This window comes from Polynucleobacter sp. AP-Capit-er-40B-B4 (assembly GCF_018882245.1).
GTDB lineage: Bacteria > Pseudomonadota > Gammaproteobacteria > Burkholderiales > Burkholderiaceae > Polynucleobacter.
Genome location: NZ_JACVOV010000004.1, coordinates 26,060 through 41,440 on the forward strand (window position 1 = coordinate 26,060; position 15,381 = coordinate 41,440).

Below are 15,381 nucleotides of genomic sequence, written 5' to 3' on the forward strand. Positions count from 1 at the left end.
CTGAGCACAGGGAGTGTTTGGGACGCCAAAAGCTAAAAACCCCGCATTTATGCAGGGTTTTTAGCTTTATTACACCAAGATTCGGGTAATTTAGAAGTACAAGCTACCTTTGATCCAACCTTGGACTGATCTGTACTGATTATCCGTGTTTAGCTGCAGGCCGCTGGAGTTATACAAAGGATTGCTACCCACTCTCCATGCAAGCGATCCAGTCAGTTGCACTTTTTGGTATTGGTACTTAGCGGATAAACCCGATGCATACAAAGAATAGGTATTGCCGGCATTGGTTCGGCCTTGCCAGTCGTTATAAGTACTAATGTATTGCTGAATTAGGCCAGCATCAAAGAAGGCGCCCAACTGCAGGTCCTGTACAAGCGTATGGTTAATCTCCAATGAAGCTACGGCACCCTGAGAGCCCCCGCCCTGCGCTACTGGATAAGCGCGCACACCATAAGGACCACCTAAATAGAGCTGCTCAGCGCTATTTAAATTCTTATTCGCGAGCTGACCATAAACCGAAGCCACCAAATTAGTCTTCTTGATCGGCAATGGTTTAGTAAGTGCGCCATTAACCCCAATCTTGCCAAAGGCTCCTTTGGTAGCAGCCCCTTGGGCATCGTTAGTTGCTTGATTGGTGTTATTAATGGATAAACTTCCAACCGTTGCTGTTAAGCCCCAACTAGCATATGCGTTATCAAGCAAATTACCACCGTTAAGGCCAGCGGTTAAATTGTTAATTTGATAATTACTGCTTTGAATACCGTTAACTTGGTTGTTGTAGTTTTTATTCTCAAAGTTAACCGTCACGTTTTTGTTAGATCTTGCCGTTCGCTCTAGAGCGTACGTTGAGTAAAGGCCATAAGTTTGGGCGGTACCCTGTGAAATCGTTGGAGAAAAGCTGCTTAAGCTTTTGTAATCCAAGGCACTAACACCAGCAGACACCCTCCAACCGTCGTAACCTAGTGGCATGCCGTATTTGAACTGTCCATATACGGAACCTTGGGAGCCAATGGCGTCTAGGGTAGCTTGATCACCATTGCCGCTAGGGTTATTTAAGCTTAGGCTGGCTACTGCTTGAGCTGGGCCAGTGTTTGCAGCACCGTAATTTGTTAAGTCAACTCTGCCTGCAAATAGACCAGTATCTTTAGCGTTAATCTGAATATTGCTAGTTTCTTCCTTGTCGCCTTCGCTTAATTCGCCATCCACTTCACTTCCTGGGATCTCATTCAGGATAGCTAAGCTGCGCTCTAAGCCATTGAGGTCAATAAAGCCACCCGGTGGATTGGTTTTACTCACAAACTTAGTGATCACCTCCGGTTTAAGGCGACTTGCAGCTGCCTTATCTAACTTAATAATGACTTTACCTACTTTACCCTCAATGATTTTGATCTGAATAACACCGTTCTTTACATCCTGAGGAGGAATAACTGCCTGAGCTACCCAGCCGCGCTGAGCATATAAACCAGTAATGGCATCGGCAGCTTCTTTGATTTGATCTAGCGTGAGCTGACGATTGATGAAAGGCTTCAGAACTTCTTGCGCTTGATCTTGATTGATCAAGGTCATTCCAGTAATCTTAAAGCTGGTAACTTCAATTGCTTTAGCTGCCGTTTTCGGCTTACTAGGTTTTGCTTGCTTCTTAATTAGTTGTTCTGGCGCAACAGGTGTTGCATTGCGCTCTACTTCACGCTGCAACTGTTGCTGCAAAGCGCCAGCATCGGGGCCTGATTGCGCAATTGCAGTTGAACCATATCCAATGAGCATTAATCCAGCAACAGCCGCCAAAGCCTTATGGGCTGAAGGGGGAACGCTCGTTATTTTTAAACTTACAGTATCTTTATATATTGCGTAGCGATTTAAGTCGTTCATTTTGCTATCTTTTTTATAGGATCGGCATATTACAAATGCAAATGAAACGAATGGTAATCCTACGAACGAACAGTCGCTATAGAGCTAATTATTTATGGCTGGAGCGGCACTCATTCATCGCCTATTTTGTTCGACTCAAATATCTACCTTTTTGCTTTCGCAATAAAAAAGACATCGAATATTGCTCGATGTCTTTTTAATGAACTTACTAAGTTTGAAATCTGTTTTGAACTTTAGCTTTGGCCTGAGAGTTAGAAGTTATAGCTGCCAGTTATCCAGCCTCTTGGTTGAGTAGTGGTGCCATCTGTATTCACTGGTTGGCCATATTGGTTATAGAGCGGATTTTGTCCAATTTTCCACGCAACAGATGCTGCGATATTCCAACCCTCATAATCCCACTTGGCACCAAGACCGGCGCCCATTAATGAATAGGTGTTGTTGGCATTTGTTACATTATTTGGACCCTGCCAGTTGGGATACATATTCTTATATTGCTGCACTACACCGGCATCAAAGAAAGTAGATACAGTAAATTTTTCCTGTAATTTATGACGCAGTTCTAGCGTAAAGAGTCCGCCCTGAGAGCCGCCGGATTGGGCAACCGGGTAGGCACGTACGCCGTATGGGCCGCCTAAATAAAACTGCTCTGCAGAATTCAAATTAACCGAAGCAAATTGTCCAGAAATCGCTGTATAAAGGTTAGTTGCCCCATCCTCAGTCAACTCCTGGGTTCTACTTGCAGCAAGAGTGGTTTTAAAGAAGTTAGATGGGGTAATGGACTGGTAAACCTGTGGGTTTGTGCCTGGTACGTAATACATACTGTAATTGTTACTCTGACCTTGGTATGCATTTTGATTAATACCCAAAACATCTAGGTGACCCAACACCAAAGTGACAGACCCCGTATTTACCGCACCATAACCGAGGCCATCAATCAAATTCCCGGATAAGCCGGCCGATAGATTGTTGATGTTGTAAGCAGAGGTCAAAGTATTGCTTGCAGAGTTACGATTGTTGTAGCTCTTGATGTCGTAATTAACAGTACCGTTTAGATTAGCGCCTTGGGAGCGCACTAATGGATACGCAGCACTTACGCCGGTAGTCCACGCATCGCCAGTACCACCGATATAAGCATAGTTGCTAACGTTCTTATAGTTTAAATAAGTGCTAGACAAGCCCAAACGCAGTCCATTTGGGGAAACTGGCAAGGAATAGGCGCCTTGAACATATTGAGAGCCCTCTGATGCAATACCGTTCAAAGAAATTGAATCTCCATATCCTGCGGGATTATTTAGGGTCAGAGCAAAAACACCCTGATTGGCGCCAGTAGTTCTACTACCGTAGTTATTGGCCTCTACCCGCCCCTGCAGAATGCTTGGCTGTGTGAGTTGCAAACGAACATCGACTTCACCGTCTTTTTCACCTTGCTCTAACTGGCTAGATGCCATAACGCCAGGTGTTTCATTCAAAATGATGATGGCACGCTCAAGGTTTTGCATATTGAGCGGGTCGCCTACACGATTGGAGTAAGTAATGTACTCGGCTGCCCGCTCTTTACCGAAGCGGGTTGGGCCTTGAGGCATATCAACTGTAACCTTACCTAGCTTTGCTTCGGTAATGAGAATCTTCACTACCCCATGGGCAATCTTCTGTGGCGGTAGAATTGCTTGAACCGTGTAGCCCTTCTTACGATAAAGCTCAGCAATCGCATCACAAGCGTTTTGCAAGTCTTCAAATGTGACAGGCTTGCCAATCCAGGCCTTTAATAAAGCCTGCACTTCAGCCTCGGGGAGAATCTTCACGCCCTCTAGCTCAAAACTGCTAACCGTGAAGCGAACTTCACCTTCTTTTGCTTGGCCAGTTGGACCAGACACACCACGCTCTGGCTCAGGCAGGGCCAAAGGTGACGGCAAAGGTAATTGCTTTTCTAAACCTTGCTGTAATGCGCCGGCGTCGACTTGAGCAAAAACAGAAGGAGATGACAGAAGGCTAATTGCTGTTAAGGCAATGAGAGATTTTTTGGTTGTAAAGATATGCGTCTTGGACATCAGAATTTATGCCTAAATGAAGAACCTAATACTGCTAAGTTCTTGAAAAATAATGCATAAATTTACTGGTTTATGGGGTAAATTCCCATTAGCCCAAGGGTGAATAATTTGCTAAGCGCCCAGCTTCTTAAGCTTGCAAAGGTATTTTGATCGTAAATAGCGAGCTGCTACCAGGTATGCCGTCGTACGTGATCGTTCCACCGTGTCGACTCACGATATTCTTGCACAGCCATAAACCTAGGCCCATCCCCGTCTTTTTTGTAGTGCTAAGCAACTCAAAAAGGCTGGACTGAAACTCCTCAGGAATTCCACCGCCATTATCGGCTATAGAAATAATGGCACTTTGATCCTCTTTGCGCGCTTCAATAGTGATCGTAGGCTTTGGCGGATTTGATTCATCAATCGCCTGGATCGCATTATTTAGCAAATTGATCATCACCTGCTCCATTTCACCAGGCCCAACATTAAGAACAAGCCCTTCATCGACATGCAATTGAATTTGAATATTTTTTGACTTGAGGTCTGGATTAGCAATGTGAAGGACCGTAGCGATTAGCTCCCCAAGATCTGAGCCTTGAGTCTTAATATTACTATCAGTAAATATGGACCTTAAAGAGCGCACAATCGTAGTGGCACGCTTGTTATCAAACTCTAAGGAATCCAATATCTCAGCTCCAAGCTCAGAATTTAACTCACCCTTTTTAAGCTTCATTTTTAAAAACTGAATATTGAGATCACTTGCACCAAGTGGCTGATTTAACTCATGGGCAATTGAGGCTGATAGCGCACCTGTGGCAGCCGTTTTATTGGCCTTCAAGAGATTGACAATCAAAGCCTCACGCTCCTGCAATAGCTCAGTGATCTTTGCATTGTCTTTCTTTGTCTCGGAGTTTTCGATCACTAATTTTTCCGACCAGTACCCCACGATAGATACATAAGATAGCGCTGTAAATGTGACTGCAAAGCATCTTAGTAAGGTGCTTAAAAATGGCTCTTGATATAAATTAATATTGGATGCGGGCGTATCAAAAAAGACAAGCCATAGACGCGTCAATCCGAATATCAATTCAGCTGCGGATGTAAACATCAAGAAGCTCAGCTGAATTTGCCTTTCCTTCTTACGAACTTGAAATAGTTCCCACAAAATACATAACAAACACGCAATCACGCAAGTAAGGACAAATAGAACCCGATATTGAAAATTTCCAAATAATCTGAGGTATTCAAAAGCGCCCGCAAAAATAAGCAATACCAAAGGCACATAGCGGCTTATTTTTTGTATTGAATGGCCATTAAGGGTGAAGCAGAAAAGCGTGAGGTAAAGATACCCTCCAAAGAAGCAGACATTTGCTACTGTCAGCAATATGGGGCTTATGGTTGATGCAGCAGCAAAAGATAAAAAAGAAACTATATGTAGAACAAGTGCAATTAACCAATAACCATTAGTAGATGCCAATCTGCCTTTTCGAATATACGGAATAGCTGAGATCAATAATCCGCTTAAGAGCAGTGAGAAAACAAGGAAGAGTGCTTCATTAGCGAATTTCATAAATGTGAATGCTACATGCATTCTGGGCAAGCCAGGTATCAATAGATGGCCGCAATACCCAAAAATAGAGCATCAAAGGGCTAAGAGGGCCTCTTACAAATGGGATTTGCTGAGCTAAAATTACTTATGAGCTCACCTATTGCCTTTGATTACCCCCAGCAAGATGCTGCTGGCGCCACTTGTACCGCCCAGGCTTGGGCCAAGACACCTCCTCAGCTTCATGGCGCCGAAAAGGCTGCCGTCATTGCCCGCATCAAACAATTATTGGTTGAGAAAGATGCTGCTTTAGTCGCCCACTACTATGTTGACGGTGACATTCAGGATTTGGCGATAGAGACTGGCGGCTATGTTGCCGACTCCTTAGAGATGGCGCGTTTCGGGAAAAATCATTCGGCAAAAAATCTGATTGTTGCTGGCGTTCGCTTCATGGGCGAGTCGGCAAAAATACTTAGCCCTGAAAAACGCGTGTTCATGCCCGACCTCGATGCAACCTGCTCACTTGATCTTGGTTGCGATGCTGGGGACTTTGCTGCCTTTAGAGCTGCACATCCTGATCGCGTTGTCGTGGTCTATGCAAATACCAGCGCTGCAGTCAAAGCTCAAGCCGATTGGATGGTAACGAGCTCTTGTGCTCTAGCGATCGTGCATCAACTCAAAGTTGAAGGTAAAAAAATCTTGTGGGCACCCGATCGTCATTTGGGTCGCTACATTCAAGAACAAACTGGCGCTGATATGTTGTTATGGAATGGTGCTTGCATTGTTCATGATGAATTTAAAGCGGTGGAGCTTGAACTTTTGAAGGCCGCTCACCCTAATGCCATGATCTTGGTTCATCCAGAGTCTCCGCAAGCAGTCGTTGACCTTGCAGACGTTGTGGGCTCTACCTCCGCTATGATTAAAGCTGTGGTTGAAGGCACCGCTACTGAGTACATTGTTGCTACCGATAACGGCATCTTGCATCGCATGCGTCAACTAGCCCCCAATAAGAAGCTGATTGAAGCGCCAACTGCTGGCAATAGTGCAACGTGCAAGAGTTGTGCACACTGCCCTTGGATGGCCATGAATGGCTTACAAGGAATTTTGAATTGCCTAGAAAACGCTTCTGGTGAAATCTTCATCGAAGAACCTATTCGTGTTGAGGCTTTAGGCTGCATTGAGCGCATGCTCGACTTCACTAAAAATCATCCGGACCTCTTAGCAAAAGCGCAGCATGGTTTTGTAAAAAATATTGGCGCTGCTTAATCTTTATATTTATATATGTTTGAATACAACGAAACCCTAGAGCAAGCTCGCCAACGCAATATTGCAGATGCATTGATGGAAGATATCGGCACTGGTGATTGGACTGCAAAGCTCGTCCCCAGTAAGCCTGTTAAAGCTCAGTTAATCGTTCGCCAAGAAGCCGTTCTTTGTGGTGTAGATTGGTTTGAAGGCACGCTGAAGAAACTCGACCCGAATGCGAAAGTTACTTGGCATTACCTAGAGGGCGACATGATGAAGCCCAGTACCAAGGTTTGCGATATTGAAGCTGACTCACAAGCCCTACTCTCCGCTGAACGTACTTGCATTAATTTTCTACAAACACTTTCTTGGACGGCTAGTATTACTCGCCAGCACGTTGATGCGATTGCCGGCGCTAGCCCGAATCCAAAGGACTGCGCGGTATTAGATACACGTAAAACCGTTCCTGGATTACGTCAGGCCCAGAAGTATGCAGTGTTAGTGGGTGGTGGAAAAAATCAACGTCTCGCTCTTTGGCATGGAATTCTCATCAAAGAAAATCATATTGCTGCAGCTGGTAGTGTTACGGCAGCCCTAAAGAATGCTCAAGCACTGAATGCTGGAGTGGATATTCAGATTGAAGTAGAAAACTTTGCTGAACTTGAAGAGGCTTTAGCTGCTGGCGCTAAAAGCATCTTGATCGATAACTTCAATACCGATCAAATGAAGCAAGCTGTTGCCATTACTGCTGGGCGTGCTTTACTGGAAGCCTCTGGTGGTATCAACCTAGACCAAATGCGCGCCATTGCAAGCACTGGTGTTGACCGCATCTCTCTTGGAAAACTCACCAAGGATGTACATGCGGTTGATTTCTCAATGCGCATTTTGTAGCAATTTGGCTATACCAATAGCACTTGAATACCCTTAGTTTCAATTAGCTGAAGTAGCTTGGCAGCGGCACCACTAGGGTGTTTTCCAGAACCTGTCGACTCCCATTTTTGAACTGTAGAGACGCTTACATTTAGTAGTGAGGCAAAAATGGATTGACTCATTCTTGCTTGATGAATGCGTATATCTGTCACTTTTTTAGGTGTAAATAAAGGTGGCTTTTCTAAGCAAAGGGTCTTCATTTTTGCATAATCATGCTTAGTTAAAAGACCGTGCTCCTCCAATGCCTGCGCCATTTCCAATAACTCGTCAAGCACCCTTCTATCTTCAGATTTTAATTTTTTACTCATTGCAATTTAGCTCCTTCAATATCCCAGCCCTAACTAGTACCCGCAATCTATTTCTATCTGCCTTTTCGAATGACTTAGCAATAATCGTTGCCGCCTCTTGCTCCACATTGCTAAAGTCAGAGCCGGGATAACTCTTTTCCCTGCCAACGATAAAAATAATTGCTTCCTTATTTTTCTTGGCAACAATAGTGCGAATGCCCCCACTTTTGCCCTGACCTGGAAGTGGGATTCTCTTTTTACATACCCCACCACCTAAGTCAGCCTCATAAACTCCTCGCTCAATCTCTCTAGCAGCATTACAAAGTTCTATAGCTCCAATAATTTTTCTTGCCCAACGATCGAATGTTTTTGTTTTTAAGACTATTTTCATAGTCGATATTTTAATGTATAGCACTCAGTGCTATAACATTGTATCCGACAATGAATTAGGGTTGCAAGTAGCCGGCTTTTATAGAAGAATTCCGTGCAAATCTATAGAGTTAAATCACACAAGCTATGCGCGTCATGTTAGAAGCCTGGTATCTACAACGCGAGAGGGAAGATGAAAAACAAAACTACAAGCCCCTATGATGTGGCAGAACATTTGCGCACACCCAAGGAGATGGCCCTCTATCTTCAAGCATGCATCGAGGAATCAAATGGAGATGTTGAATTTATAGCAAGAGCATTGGACGATATAGCTAGAGCCCAAGACGCAACCCTGGAACCCAATGGGCCAGGGCGTCCTGAGATTTAATACATTTATTACGCTTGCGAGCAAGCGCACTAAATTACCCTTCCCTACCCTTGTAAATGATCTGCTTCTCTAGGGCATTACGAATAAATTCAATATTGCTTCGCAGGCTATAGCATTCAGCAGTGGCTAGCTTTGCTGCTTTTGATCTAAGTATTCTGCGCTCCATCTCATTAAGCACCTCGATATATTCACTGCGACGATTAGGGTCAAAGGTTTGAATCGTGTTCTGCTCAAATTTATCCAACTCTTTATAAATGGAGTTAATTTGCTTCTTAGCCAGGTTGGTTCTATATGTTGGAATTGACTTAATAATCGGATAAGCAAAAGCAGCAAAGGGAAGCAAGAGGAAGAACATGCGCTCTAAGAACTCGGCAAGCCAAAATGGCAAATACTTCATTAATGTCGGAGCGCCTTTTTCATAGAAGAACTTTGCCTCATCACTCAATGGGGCCTCGGTATTCATATAGGCCGGAAATTCTCCCGCTTTAGAAAAATAGGATTTGTTACCGTTAATTTCTCGGGCAGCCTCGAGGAATAAAACTTGGATAGCAGGATGCAGGCGGTTATCTATTAAAAGATTAGTTGTAGTCGAAATTAACTGTATAGGGTGATCAGGAATATTTTTCCCAAGATCAAAGCCGCCCATGGGTGCAGACACTTCCTCAAAATAAGGCAATAACCGAGTGTAGGCATCTGCGCGCGTAAACGAAGTTAACTTAATATCTGGATTTCTAATTAACTTCTGCACATTTGGTGAATCAAAACCATCCACCAAAATAACGGCATCAATTTCGCCGCGTACTAAGGCATCAATACCTTCAGCATTGCCAAGTCCGAGTAAATTAGGGGCGTCACCATTCAAGCCATTGAGTTTAAAAATATTCAGCGCCTGAGTCCGCGTTCCACTCCCTACCGGGCCAATATTTATTCTCAGTTTGGCAATATCTCTATCAGATACGTGAATGCTTTCATTGAAGGCATTCTTGCGATAGAACATCCATACCGGCTCATAGTCAACACTGCCGAGGGATTCCACACCAGAGAGATTGTCTACTGCAATCATTCCACCCTGAACAAGGGCCGCTTGAATTGGATCCTTGCGATCAATTAAATGCTGTAGATTTTCTTTTGACCCATGGGTCTCCACCAGTTCGAGCTTAATTCCCTTTTTCTCAAAATAGGTCTTATATTTTTCACCCAAGACTTTGTAGGAGCCACCGGTTCCGGTTGCCATTAATACTTTATTCGGTGGCGCAGGCTTTGCATACCAAACCAGGATGGATAAGGCAAGAATTAATAAGAAAACAAGTGGCCAGACTTCTCTTAAAGCACTAAACCAATTCTTGATTTCATCTGCAGCGGTTTGATACACCGCAGAGATATGTTCGTAGACTTCTTCTTTAAAGCTGGCCATGAAATTCCTTGTGATATAGAGTTAGCTTATCACCAAAAACCAGGTTTTATAGAGCAAGAAGCTTAGGAGACCGTTTCGCTCTCAGCACCCTCTGCTTGAGGGGTCAGAATGGTTGGGTAGGACACAGCCCAAGTGCCTGGATAGTCGCGACTGTAATGAAGGCCACGACTTTCCCTACGCATGAGGGCTGAACGCACTATCAGTTCCGCACACTCCAATAGGTTTCTGAGCTCAATGAGATCTCGTGTGACCTTAAAGTTGGCGTAATACTCTTGTACCTCGTAGCGCAGCAGCTTAATGCGATGTAAGGCCCGCTCAAGACGACGATTGGTTCTCACGATACCTACGTAGTTCCACATGAGTGAACGGAGCTCATCCCAGTTATGGGCAATAACGACTTGCTCATCTGCATCCTCAACCTGGCTCTCGTCCCATAAGGGCAAACTTGGCATGACTGGGGTTTTTAAAGAGGAGATATCTTCAGCGGCGGCCTTACCAATGACTACACACTCTAGCAAGGAATTACTAGCCAAACGATTGGCGCCATGTAGACCGGTATAGGTTGCTTCGCCAACTGCATAGAGTCCCGGCAAATCAGTACGCCCTTTGAGATCGGTCACCACACCGCCACAGGTGTAATGCGCAGCAGGCACAACCGGAATCGGCTCTTTGGTGATATCCAAACCGAGACTCATGCAGCGTGCATAGATCATCGGGAAATGTTCTTTAATAAATGCTTCACCCAGATGAGTAGCATCAAGATGAACATAATCCAAGCCGTGCTTCTTCATTTCGAAGTCGATTGCTCTTGCAACAATGTCACGTGGGGCTAATTCATTACGATCATCATGCTCCGGCATGAAGCGAGTACCATCAGGCAACTTCAGCAAACCACCCTCACCGCGCATGGCTTCAGTAATGAGGAAGGTGCGATCGCTCGGATGATACAAACATGTTGGATGAAATTGAATAAATTCCATATTGCCTACGCGGCAACCTGCACGCCAGGCCATAGCAATGCCATCACCAGTCGCGGTATCTGGGTTGCTGGTGTAGCGATAGACCTTACCAACGCCACCTGTAGCTAATACCACTGATTTTGCTTCGATGGTTTCTACACGATTATTTTTAATGTCGAGTGCATAAACCCCATAACAACGATTAGGTTTGCTGCGTTGAGTCTTAACATCTAACTGACGATTGGTGATGAGATCGAGTGCAATCCAATGCTCCAAGATCTGAATATTTTTATGCGCCCTGGCTTTATCCAAAAGCACTTCATGAATGGCTTTTCCGGTAGCATCAGCAGCATGTGCAATGCGACGATGACTATGTCCACCTTCTCGGGTCAAATGCAAACCCATAGGGCCAGATTTATCTTCTGTAAATGGAACGCCCCGCTCTACCAGCCAACGAATCGCATCAGCGCTCTCTTCAGCGATATAACGGGCAGTAGACTCGACCACAAGACCGGCACCCGCGTCCAAGGTATCGGCCACATGAGAATCAATACTGTCATGTTCTTTATCAACGACCCCAACAATGCCGCCTTGTGCCCAAGCTGTAGCAGCTTCCCCTAAACCCCGTTTAGCCATGAGAATCACCGGCTGAGACTCAGCCATATGGAGAGCAACAGTCAATCCGGCTAATCCGGCCCCAATAATGAGGACGGGAAGCTCGGCTTTTGTGGTGGTGTTTACGGAGGGTTTAGAACTGGCCATAGAAGGATCATTCTAAAGGTCGTCAGAGATATTCGCTTATTTATCGCTTAATGTCTCGGTAGAAGTTTTCGTGGGAGCCTATGGACTCCAAGTAAATTAGCCTTAGACCGTCATCTATTGAATACCCAAGTAAATAAAGCTGATTGCTGCTTCTAAACTTAAATACCCATAATTCAGATAAGTCGCCCTTCTTTTTTTCCCCAATCGTGGGTTTTTTAGCCACCTGGACTACAGCGTCATCAACATCCTTGGCGGTTATGTCGTTTAATTTTTTGTATTGTCTTAGGAATCGGCGTGTTTGAGAAACGTCATACGCCATCAAAGCTTCCTGGTGCGAGGGATAAAGGGGGTAGATTGCTCTCTAGGCTCAGCTAATGAAGCAAGTGACTCCATAATGAAAGCAACCGGCAAGTCCGGGTTATCAATTGCTGCCCTACCCACTTTTGCCCAGAACTCGATTTGCCCGGCGATGGTTCGATGCTCCACCTTGGCCTCTACCTTAGCCAATTCATATAGGTTATCGTCAATTCTCACCGGCATACCCATAAAGCCTCCCTTTTAGCCCATTTTACTACAAAAGTAGTAAGGAAGAAAATGGGGTTTAAATACAAAAAGGCTCCTTGTCGGAGCCCTTTTGTGATTTTCTAGATAAGCAATCAGACGTTAGACATTACCTTGGATCCGCCTGGAGCATTCGTGCCATAGCCCATAATCTTGGCTACTTGACCGCCCTTAGCAAGCTTCACGGCGCAATACTTAAACTCCGGAATTTTGCCAAATGGGTCTAGCGCTGAATTGGTAATCAAGTTAGCAGCAGCCTCATAGTAAGCAAACGGAATAAAGATTACGCCTCTCGGTGTGCCATCATCCCTTCTCACGTGGATACCGACTTCACCACGACGAGACTGAACAGTAATCACATCGCCAGCAGATACACCTAGCTGGGTCATATCTTCACCATTCATAGATACGGTAGCCATAGGCTCAATCGCATCAAGCACGGTAGCACGACGCGTCATACTGCCGGTATGCCAATGCTCTAACTGACGGCCAGTAATCAATACAAATGGGTACTCGGCATCAGGACGCTCATTTGCTGGAATGATGTCGGCCGGAACCAACTTCACCTTACCATCCGCTGTGGCAAATTGATCATCAAACACAATTGGGCGACCCGGATCTTCAGCGGATAAACATGGATAAGTCACGCTAGATTCTTTTTCTAGACGCTCCCAAGTAATACCCTTGATAGCTCCATGCATTGCTTGACGCATTTCGTCATAGACCGCAGCAACACCGGCGTCAGGACCTTGATAGTTCCAATTGAGACCCATACGCTTAGCAATCTCTTGGATGATCCACAAGTCTGGCTTTGCATCACCCGGAGGATTAATGGCTTTCTTGCCCATTTGCACCATACGGTCAGTATTGCTTGCCGTACCCACCTTCTCAGGCCAAGCACTTGCAGGCAACACTACGTCAGCCAATAGCGCTGTTTCTGTCATGAAGATATCTTGTACGACCAAATGCTCTAAAGATGCCAATGCATGACGAGCATGATTTAAGTCTGGATCACTCATCGCAGGGTTCTCACCTTCGACATACATGCCACGAATCTTGTCCGGATCAGAATCAGGAGCTGTGATCTTATGCATGATCTCTACTACGGTGTAGCCAGGCTTTTTATCAAGCGGTGTATCCCAGAACTTCTCAAACCAAGCATGCGCTTCAGGGTTATCAACACGTTGATAGTTCGGGAACATCATCGGAATCAAACCGGCATCGCTAGCCCCTTGCACGTTGTTCTGACCGCGCAATGGATGTAAACCTGAACCTGGCTTACCAATTTGGCCAGTGATACTCACCAAAGCAATTAAGCAACGTGCATTATCAGTGCCGTGAACGTGCTGACTGACACCCATGCCCCACAAAATCATTGCTGATTTAGTAGTTGCAAACTCTCTAGCTACTTCACGCAATGTTTCTGCTGGAATACCACAGATTGGCGCCATTGCTTCAGGGCTATAGCCCTTGATGTTTTCTTTTAAGGCTGCAAAATTATTTGCACGATTTTCTACGAAGTCTTTATCAACCAAGCCTTCTTCAATAATCGTATAGATCATGGCATTGAGCATCGCCACATCAGTGTCTGGCTTGAACTGCATCGTACGCCAAGCATGTTTGCTGATTTCTGTCGCACGAGGGTCGCACAACACAATTTTGGCGCCGCGTTTAGCAGCATTCTTAAACCAAGTGGCTGCCACTGGGTGATTGGCGGTTGGATTGGAGCCAATCAAGAAAATCATGCTGGAATGCTCAACGTCATTCACTTGATTACTTACAGCGCCTGAGCCTACACCCTCTAAAAGCGCAGCAACTGATGAAGCGTGACATAGACGTGTGCAATGGTCTACGTTATTACTACCGAAACCGGTACGCACCAACTTTTGGAATAGGTAGGCCTCTTCGTTGCTGCCCTTTGCTGAGCCAAAGCCAGCCAACACTTTTAAGCCGTGTTGATCTTTAAGTTTCTTGAGGCCTCCAGCAGCAAATTCCAGAGCCTCTTCCCAACTTGCTTCACGGAAGATATCTGACCAGTCTTGCTTACCTTCTAGGATGGACTCATCCTTAGGAACACCTGCTTTACGAATGAGCGGCTTAGTCAGGCGTTGTGGGTTATGGATGTAATCCATACCAAAGCGACCTTTAACGCAAAGGCGATTGTGATTAGCTGGGCCATCACGACCTTCAACGCTGACAATTTTTTCATCTTTAACGTTGTAAGTGATTTGGCAACCAACGCCACAGAATGGACAAACGGAATCCACTTTGCGATCGACGGTTTGCGAACCAATCAAACCTTTTGGCATGAGCGCACCAGTTGGGCAGGCTTGGACACACTCGCCACAAGCCACGCAGGTACTCTCGCCCATCGGATCATTCAAATCAAATACGATCTCGCTATGACCGCCACGCATCGCGTAACCGATCACATCGTTCACCTGCTCTTCACGACACGCACGCACACAACGATTACATTGAATACAGGCATCCAAATTGACTGCCATCGCCGGATGTGAAATATCGCTGCTGACTTTTTCACGGCGAATTGCTTTGAGCTCTGGTCGAACTGTGACATCCATGCGTGCTGCCCAGGTGCTGAGTTCGCCATGTTGATTTTTTTGCTCTTCTTCCTTACTGTCTCCAACCCACTTAAATCCTTCGTCTGGCATATCTGACAACAACATCTCCAGAACCAATTTTTGACTCTTGATTGCGCGTTCGCTATTAGCCTTCACTTCCATGCCAGGAGTTGCGCTTCTGCAGCAGCTTGGTGCTAGGGTGCGTTCACCATTAATCTCTACTACGCATGCACGGCAATTGCCATCTGGGCGATAGCCGTCTTTGAAGCACAGATGCGGAATATCAATACCATGGCGTTTAGCAGCCTTGAGAATCGTTTCACCTTCATAAGAAACGATAGTTTGGCCATCTAGCTTGAACTCAACGGTTTGTAATTCGAGTTCTTTTGGATTTGTGGGTGCGTTCATGTTTGTCTCGTTATTCCCTGATTTTTATTAAGGT

At 45.3% G+C, this 15,381-nt stretch carries 13 protein-coding genes; 3 read left to right on the top strand and 10 right to left on the bottom strand.

Going from position 1 to position 15,381, the window contains the following annotated elements; translation table 11 throughout:
• Positions 1 to 90: 90 nt before the first annotated feature.
• The 3 genes from ICN19_RS09405 to ICN19_RS09415 all read right to left on the bottom strand — a co-directional run bounded on the left by ICN19_RS09405 (position 91) and on the right by ICN19_RS09415 (position 5,466).
• Positions 91 to 1,869, bottom strand: a complete 1,779-nt coding sequence (locus ICN19_RS09405; RefSeq protein ID WP_216247372.1) for a ShlB/FhaC/HecB family hemolysin secretion/activation protein — start codon at positions 1,867 to 1,869, stop codon at positions 91 to 93.
• A gap of 251 nt (positions 1,870 to 2,120) precedes the next feature.
• A complete protein-coding gene (locus tag ICN19_RS09410; protein WP_216247373.1) occupies positions 2,121 to 3,917 on the bottom strand; it encodes a ShlB/FhaC/HecB family hemolysin secretion/activation protein in 1,797 nt (598 codons plus the stop codon).
• Between the two features lie 127 nt (positions 3,918 to 4,044).
• Entirely contained in the window at positions 4,045 to 5,466 is a 1,422-nt protein-coding gene (locus ICN19_RS09415) for a sensor histidine kinase (protein WP_216247374.1), read from the bottom strand.
• A gap of 126 nt (positions 5,467 to 5,592) precedes the next feature.
• Here ICN19_RS09415 and nadA point away from each other — a divergent pair, with 126 nt between their 5' ends.
• On the top strand, positions 5,593 to 6,708 hold the full coding sequence (nadA, locus tag ICN19_RS09420; RefSeq protein WP_216247375.1) for a quinolinate synthase NadA: 1,116 nt from the start codon (positions 5,593 to 5,595) through the stop codon (positions 6,706 to 6,708).
• 15 nt (positions 6,709 to 6,723) lie between these two features.
• Positions 6,724 to 7,578: a carboxylating nicotinate-nucleotide diphosphorylase gene (gene nadC / locus ICN19_RS09425; RefSeq protein WP_216247376.1), complete on the top strand. Its 855-nt coding sequence runs from the start codon at positions 6,724 to 6,726 to the stop codon at positions 7,576 to 7,578.
• An 8-nt stretch (positions 7,579 to 7,586) separates the two neighbouring features.
• On the opposite strand, the gene ICN19_RS09430 is transcribed toward nadC, so the two are convergent.
• Positions 7,587 to 7,925, bottom strand: coding sequence for a DNA-binding transcriptional regulator (locus tag ICN19_RS09430; RefSeq protein ID WP_076024163.1), 339 nt, complete (start codon positions 7,923 to 7,925; stop codon positions 7,587 to 7,589).
• Positions 7,918 to 8,295 (bottom strand): type II toxin-antitoxin system RelE/ParE family toxin, encoded by a 378-nt coding sequence (locus ICN19_RS09435; RefSeq protein WP_072583586.1) that lies wholly within the window; start codon positions 8,293 to 8,295, stop codon positions 7,918 to 7,920. The genes ICN19_RS09430 and ICN19_RS09435 overlap by 8 nt, the downstream gene beginning before the upstream one ends.
• 171 nt (positions 8,296 to 8,466) lie before the next feature.
• On the opposite strand from ICN19_RS09435, the gene ICN19_RS09440 reads away from it, so the two are divergent.
• A complete protein-coding gene (locus ICN19_RS09440) occupies positions 8,467 to 8,661 on the top strand; it encodes a DNA-binding protein (protein WP_216247378.1) in 195 nt (64 codons plus the stop codon).
• A 34-nt stretch (positions 8,662 to 8,695) separates the two neighbouring features.
• Here ICN19_RS09440 and ICN19_RS09445 read toward each other — a convergent pair whose 3' ends face one another.
• From ICN19_RS09445 to fdhF, 5 genes are all read right to left on the bottom strand, one after another.
• Positions 8,696 to 10,075 carry a TAXI family TRAP transporter solute-binding subunit gene (locus ICN19_RS09445; RefSeq protein WP_216247380.1) on the bottom strand — a complete coding sequence of 460 codons (1,380 nt, stop codon included), beginning with the start codon at positions 10,073 to 10,075 and terminating at the stop codon, positions 8,696 to 8,698.
• Between the two features lie 62 nt (positions 10,076 to 10,137).
• The gene (nadB, locus tag ICN19_RS09450) at positions 10,138 to 11,796 is read right to left on the bottom strand and encodes an L-aspartate oxidase (protein WP_216247383.1); all 1,659 of its coding nucleotides are present in this window, start codon (positions 11,794 to 11,796) and stop codon (positions 10,138 to 10,140) included.
• Between the two features lie 40 nt (positions 11,797 to 11,836).
• Complete coding sequence (locus tag ICN19_RS09455; RefSeq protein ID WP_216247385.1) at positions 11,837 to 12,115, bottom strand: type II toxin-antitoxin system RelE/ParE family toxin; 279 nt, start codon at positions 12,113 to 12,115, stop codon at positions 11,837 to 11,839.
• Complete coding sequence (locus ICN19_RS09460) at positions 12,115 to 12,342, bottom strand: ParD-like family protein (RefSeq protein WP_216247389.1); 228 nt, start codon at positions 12,340 to 12,342, stop codon at positions 12,115 to 12,117. The genes ICN19_RS09455 and ICN19_RS09460 overlap by 1 nt, the downstream gene beginning before the upstream one ends.
• A 110-nt stretch (positions 12,343 to 12,452) precedes the next feature.
• Positions 12,453 to 15,347 (bottom strand): formate dehydrogenase subunit alpha, encoded by a 2,895-nt coding sequence (fdhF, locus tag ICN19_RS09465; protein ID WP_216247391.1) that lies wholly within the window; start codon positions 15,345 to 15,347, stop codon positions 12,453 to 12,455.
• Positions 15,348 to 15,381: the final 34 nt, after the last annotated feature.

Coding starts and splice junctions, on each gene's coding strand:
- ICN19_RS09405 (WP_216247372.1), bottom strand. CDS start 1,869: ATGAACGACTTAAATCGCTACGCAATATATAAAGATACTGTAAGTTTA.
- ICN19_RS09410 (WP_216247373.1), bottom strand. CDS start 3,917: ATGTCCAAGACGCATATCTTTACAACCAAAAAATCTCTCATTGCCTTA.
- ICN19_RS09415 (WP_216247374.1), bottom strand. CDS start 5,466: ATGAAATTCGCTAATGAAGCACTCTTCCTTGTTTTCTCACTGCTCTTA.
- nadA (WP_216247375.1), top strand. CDS start 5,593: ATGAGCTCACCTATTGCCTTTGATTACCCCCAGCAAGATGCTGCTGGC.
- nadC (WP_216247376.1), top strand. CDS start 6,724: ATGTTTGAATACAACGAAACCCTAGAGCAAGCTCGCCAACGCAATATT.
- ICN19_RS09430 (WP_076024163.1), bottom strand. CDS start 7,925: ATGAGTAAAAAATTAAAATCTGAAGATAGAAGGGTGCTTGACGAGTTA.
- ICN19_RS09435 (WP_072583586.1), bottom strand. CDS start 8,295: ATGAAAATAGTCTTAAAAACAAAAACATTCGATCGTTGGGCAAGAAAA.
- ICN19_RS09440 (WP_216247378.1), top strand. CDS start 8,467: ATGAAAAACAAAACTACAAGCCCCTATGATGTGGCAGAACATTTGCGC.
- ICN19_RS09445 (WP_216247380.1), bottom strand. CDS start 10,075: ATGGCCAGCTTTAAAGAAGAAGTCTACGAACATATCTCTGCGGTGTAT.
- nadB (WP_216247383.1), bottom strand. CDS start 11,796: ATGGCCAGTTCTAAACCCTCCGTAAACACCACCACAAAAGCCGAGCTT.
- ICN19_RS09455 (WP_216247385.1), bottom strand. CDS start 12,115: ATGGCGTATGACGTTTCTCAAACACGCCGATTCCTAAGACAATACAAA.
- ICN19_RS09460 (WP_216247389.1), bottom strand. CDS start 12,342: ATGGGTATGCCGGTGAGAATTGACGATAACCTATATGAATTGGCTAAG.
- fdhF (WP_216247391.1), bottom strand. CDS start 15,347: ATGAACGCACCCACAAATCCAAAAGAACTCGAATTACAAACCGTTGAG.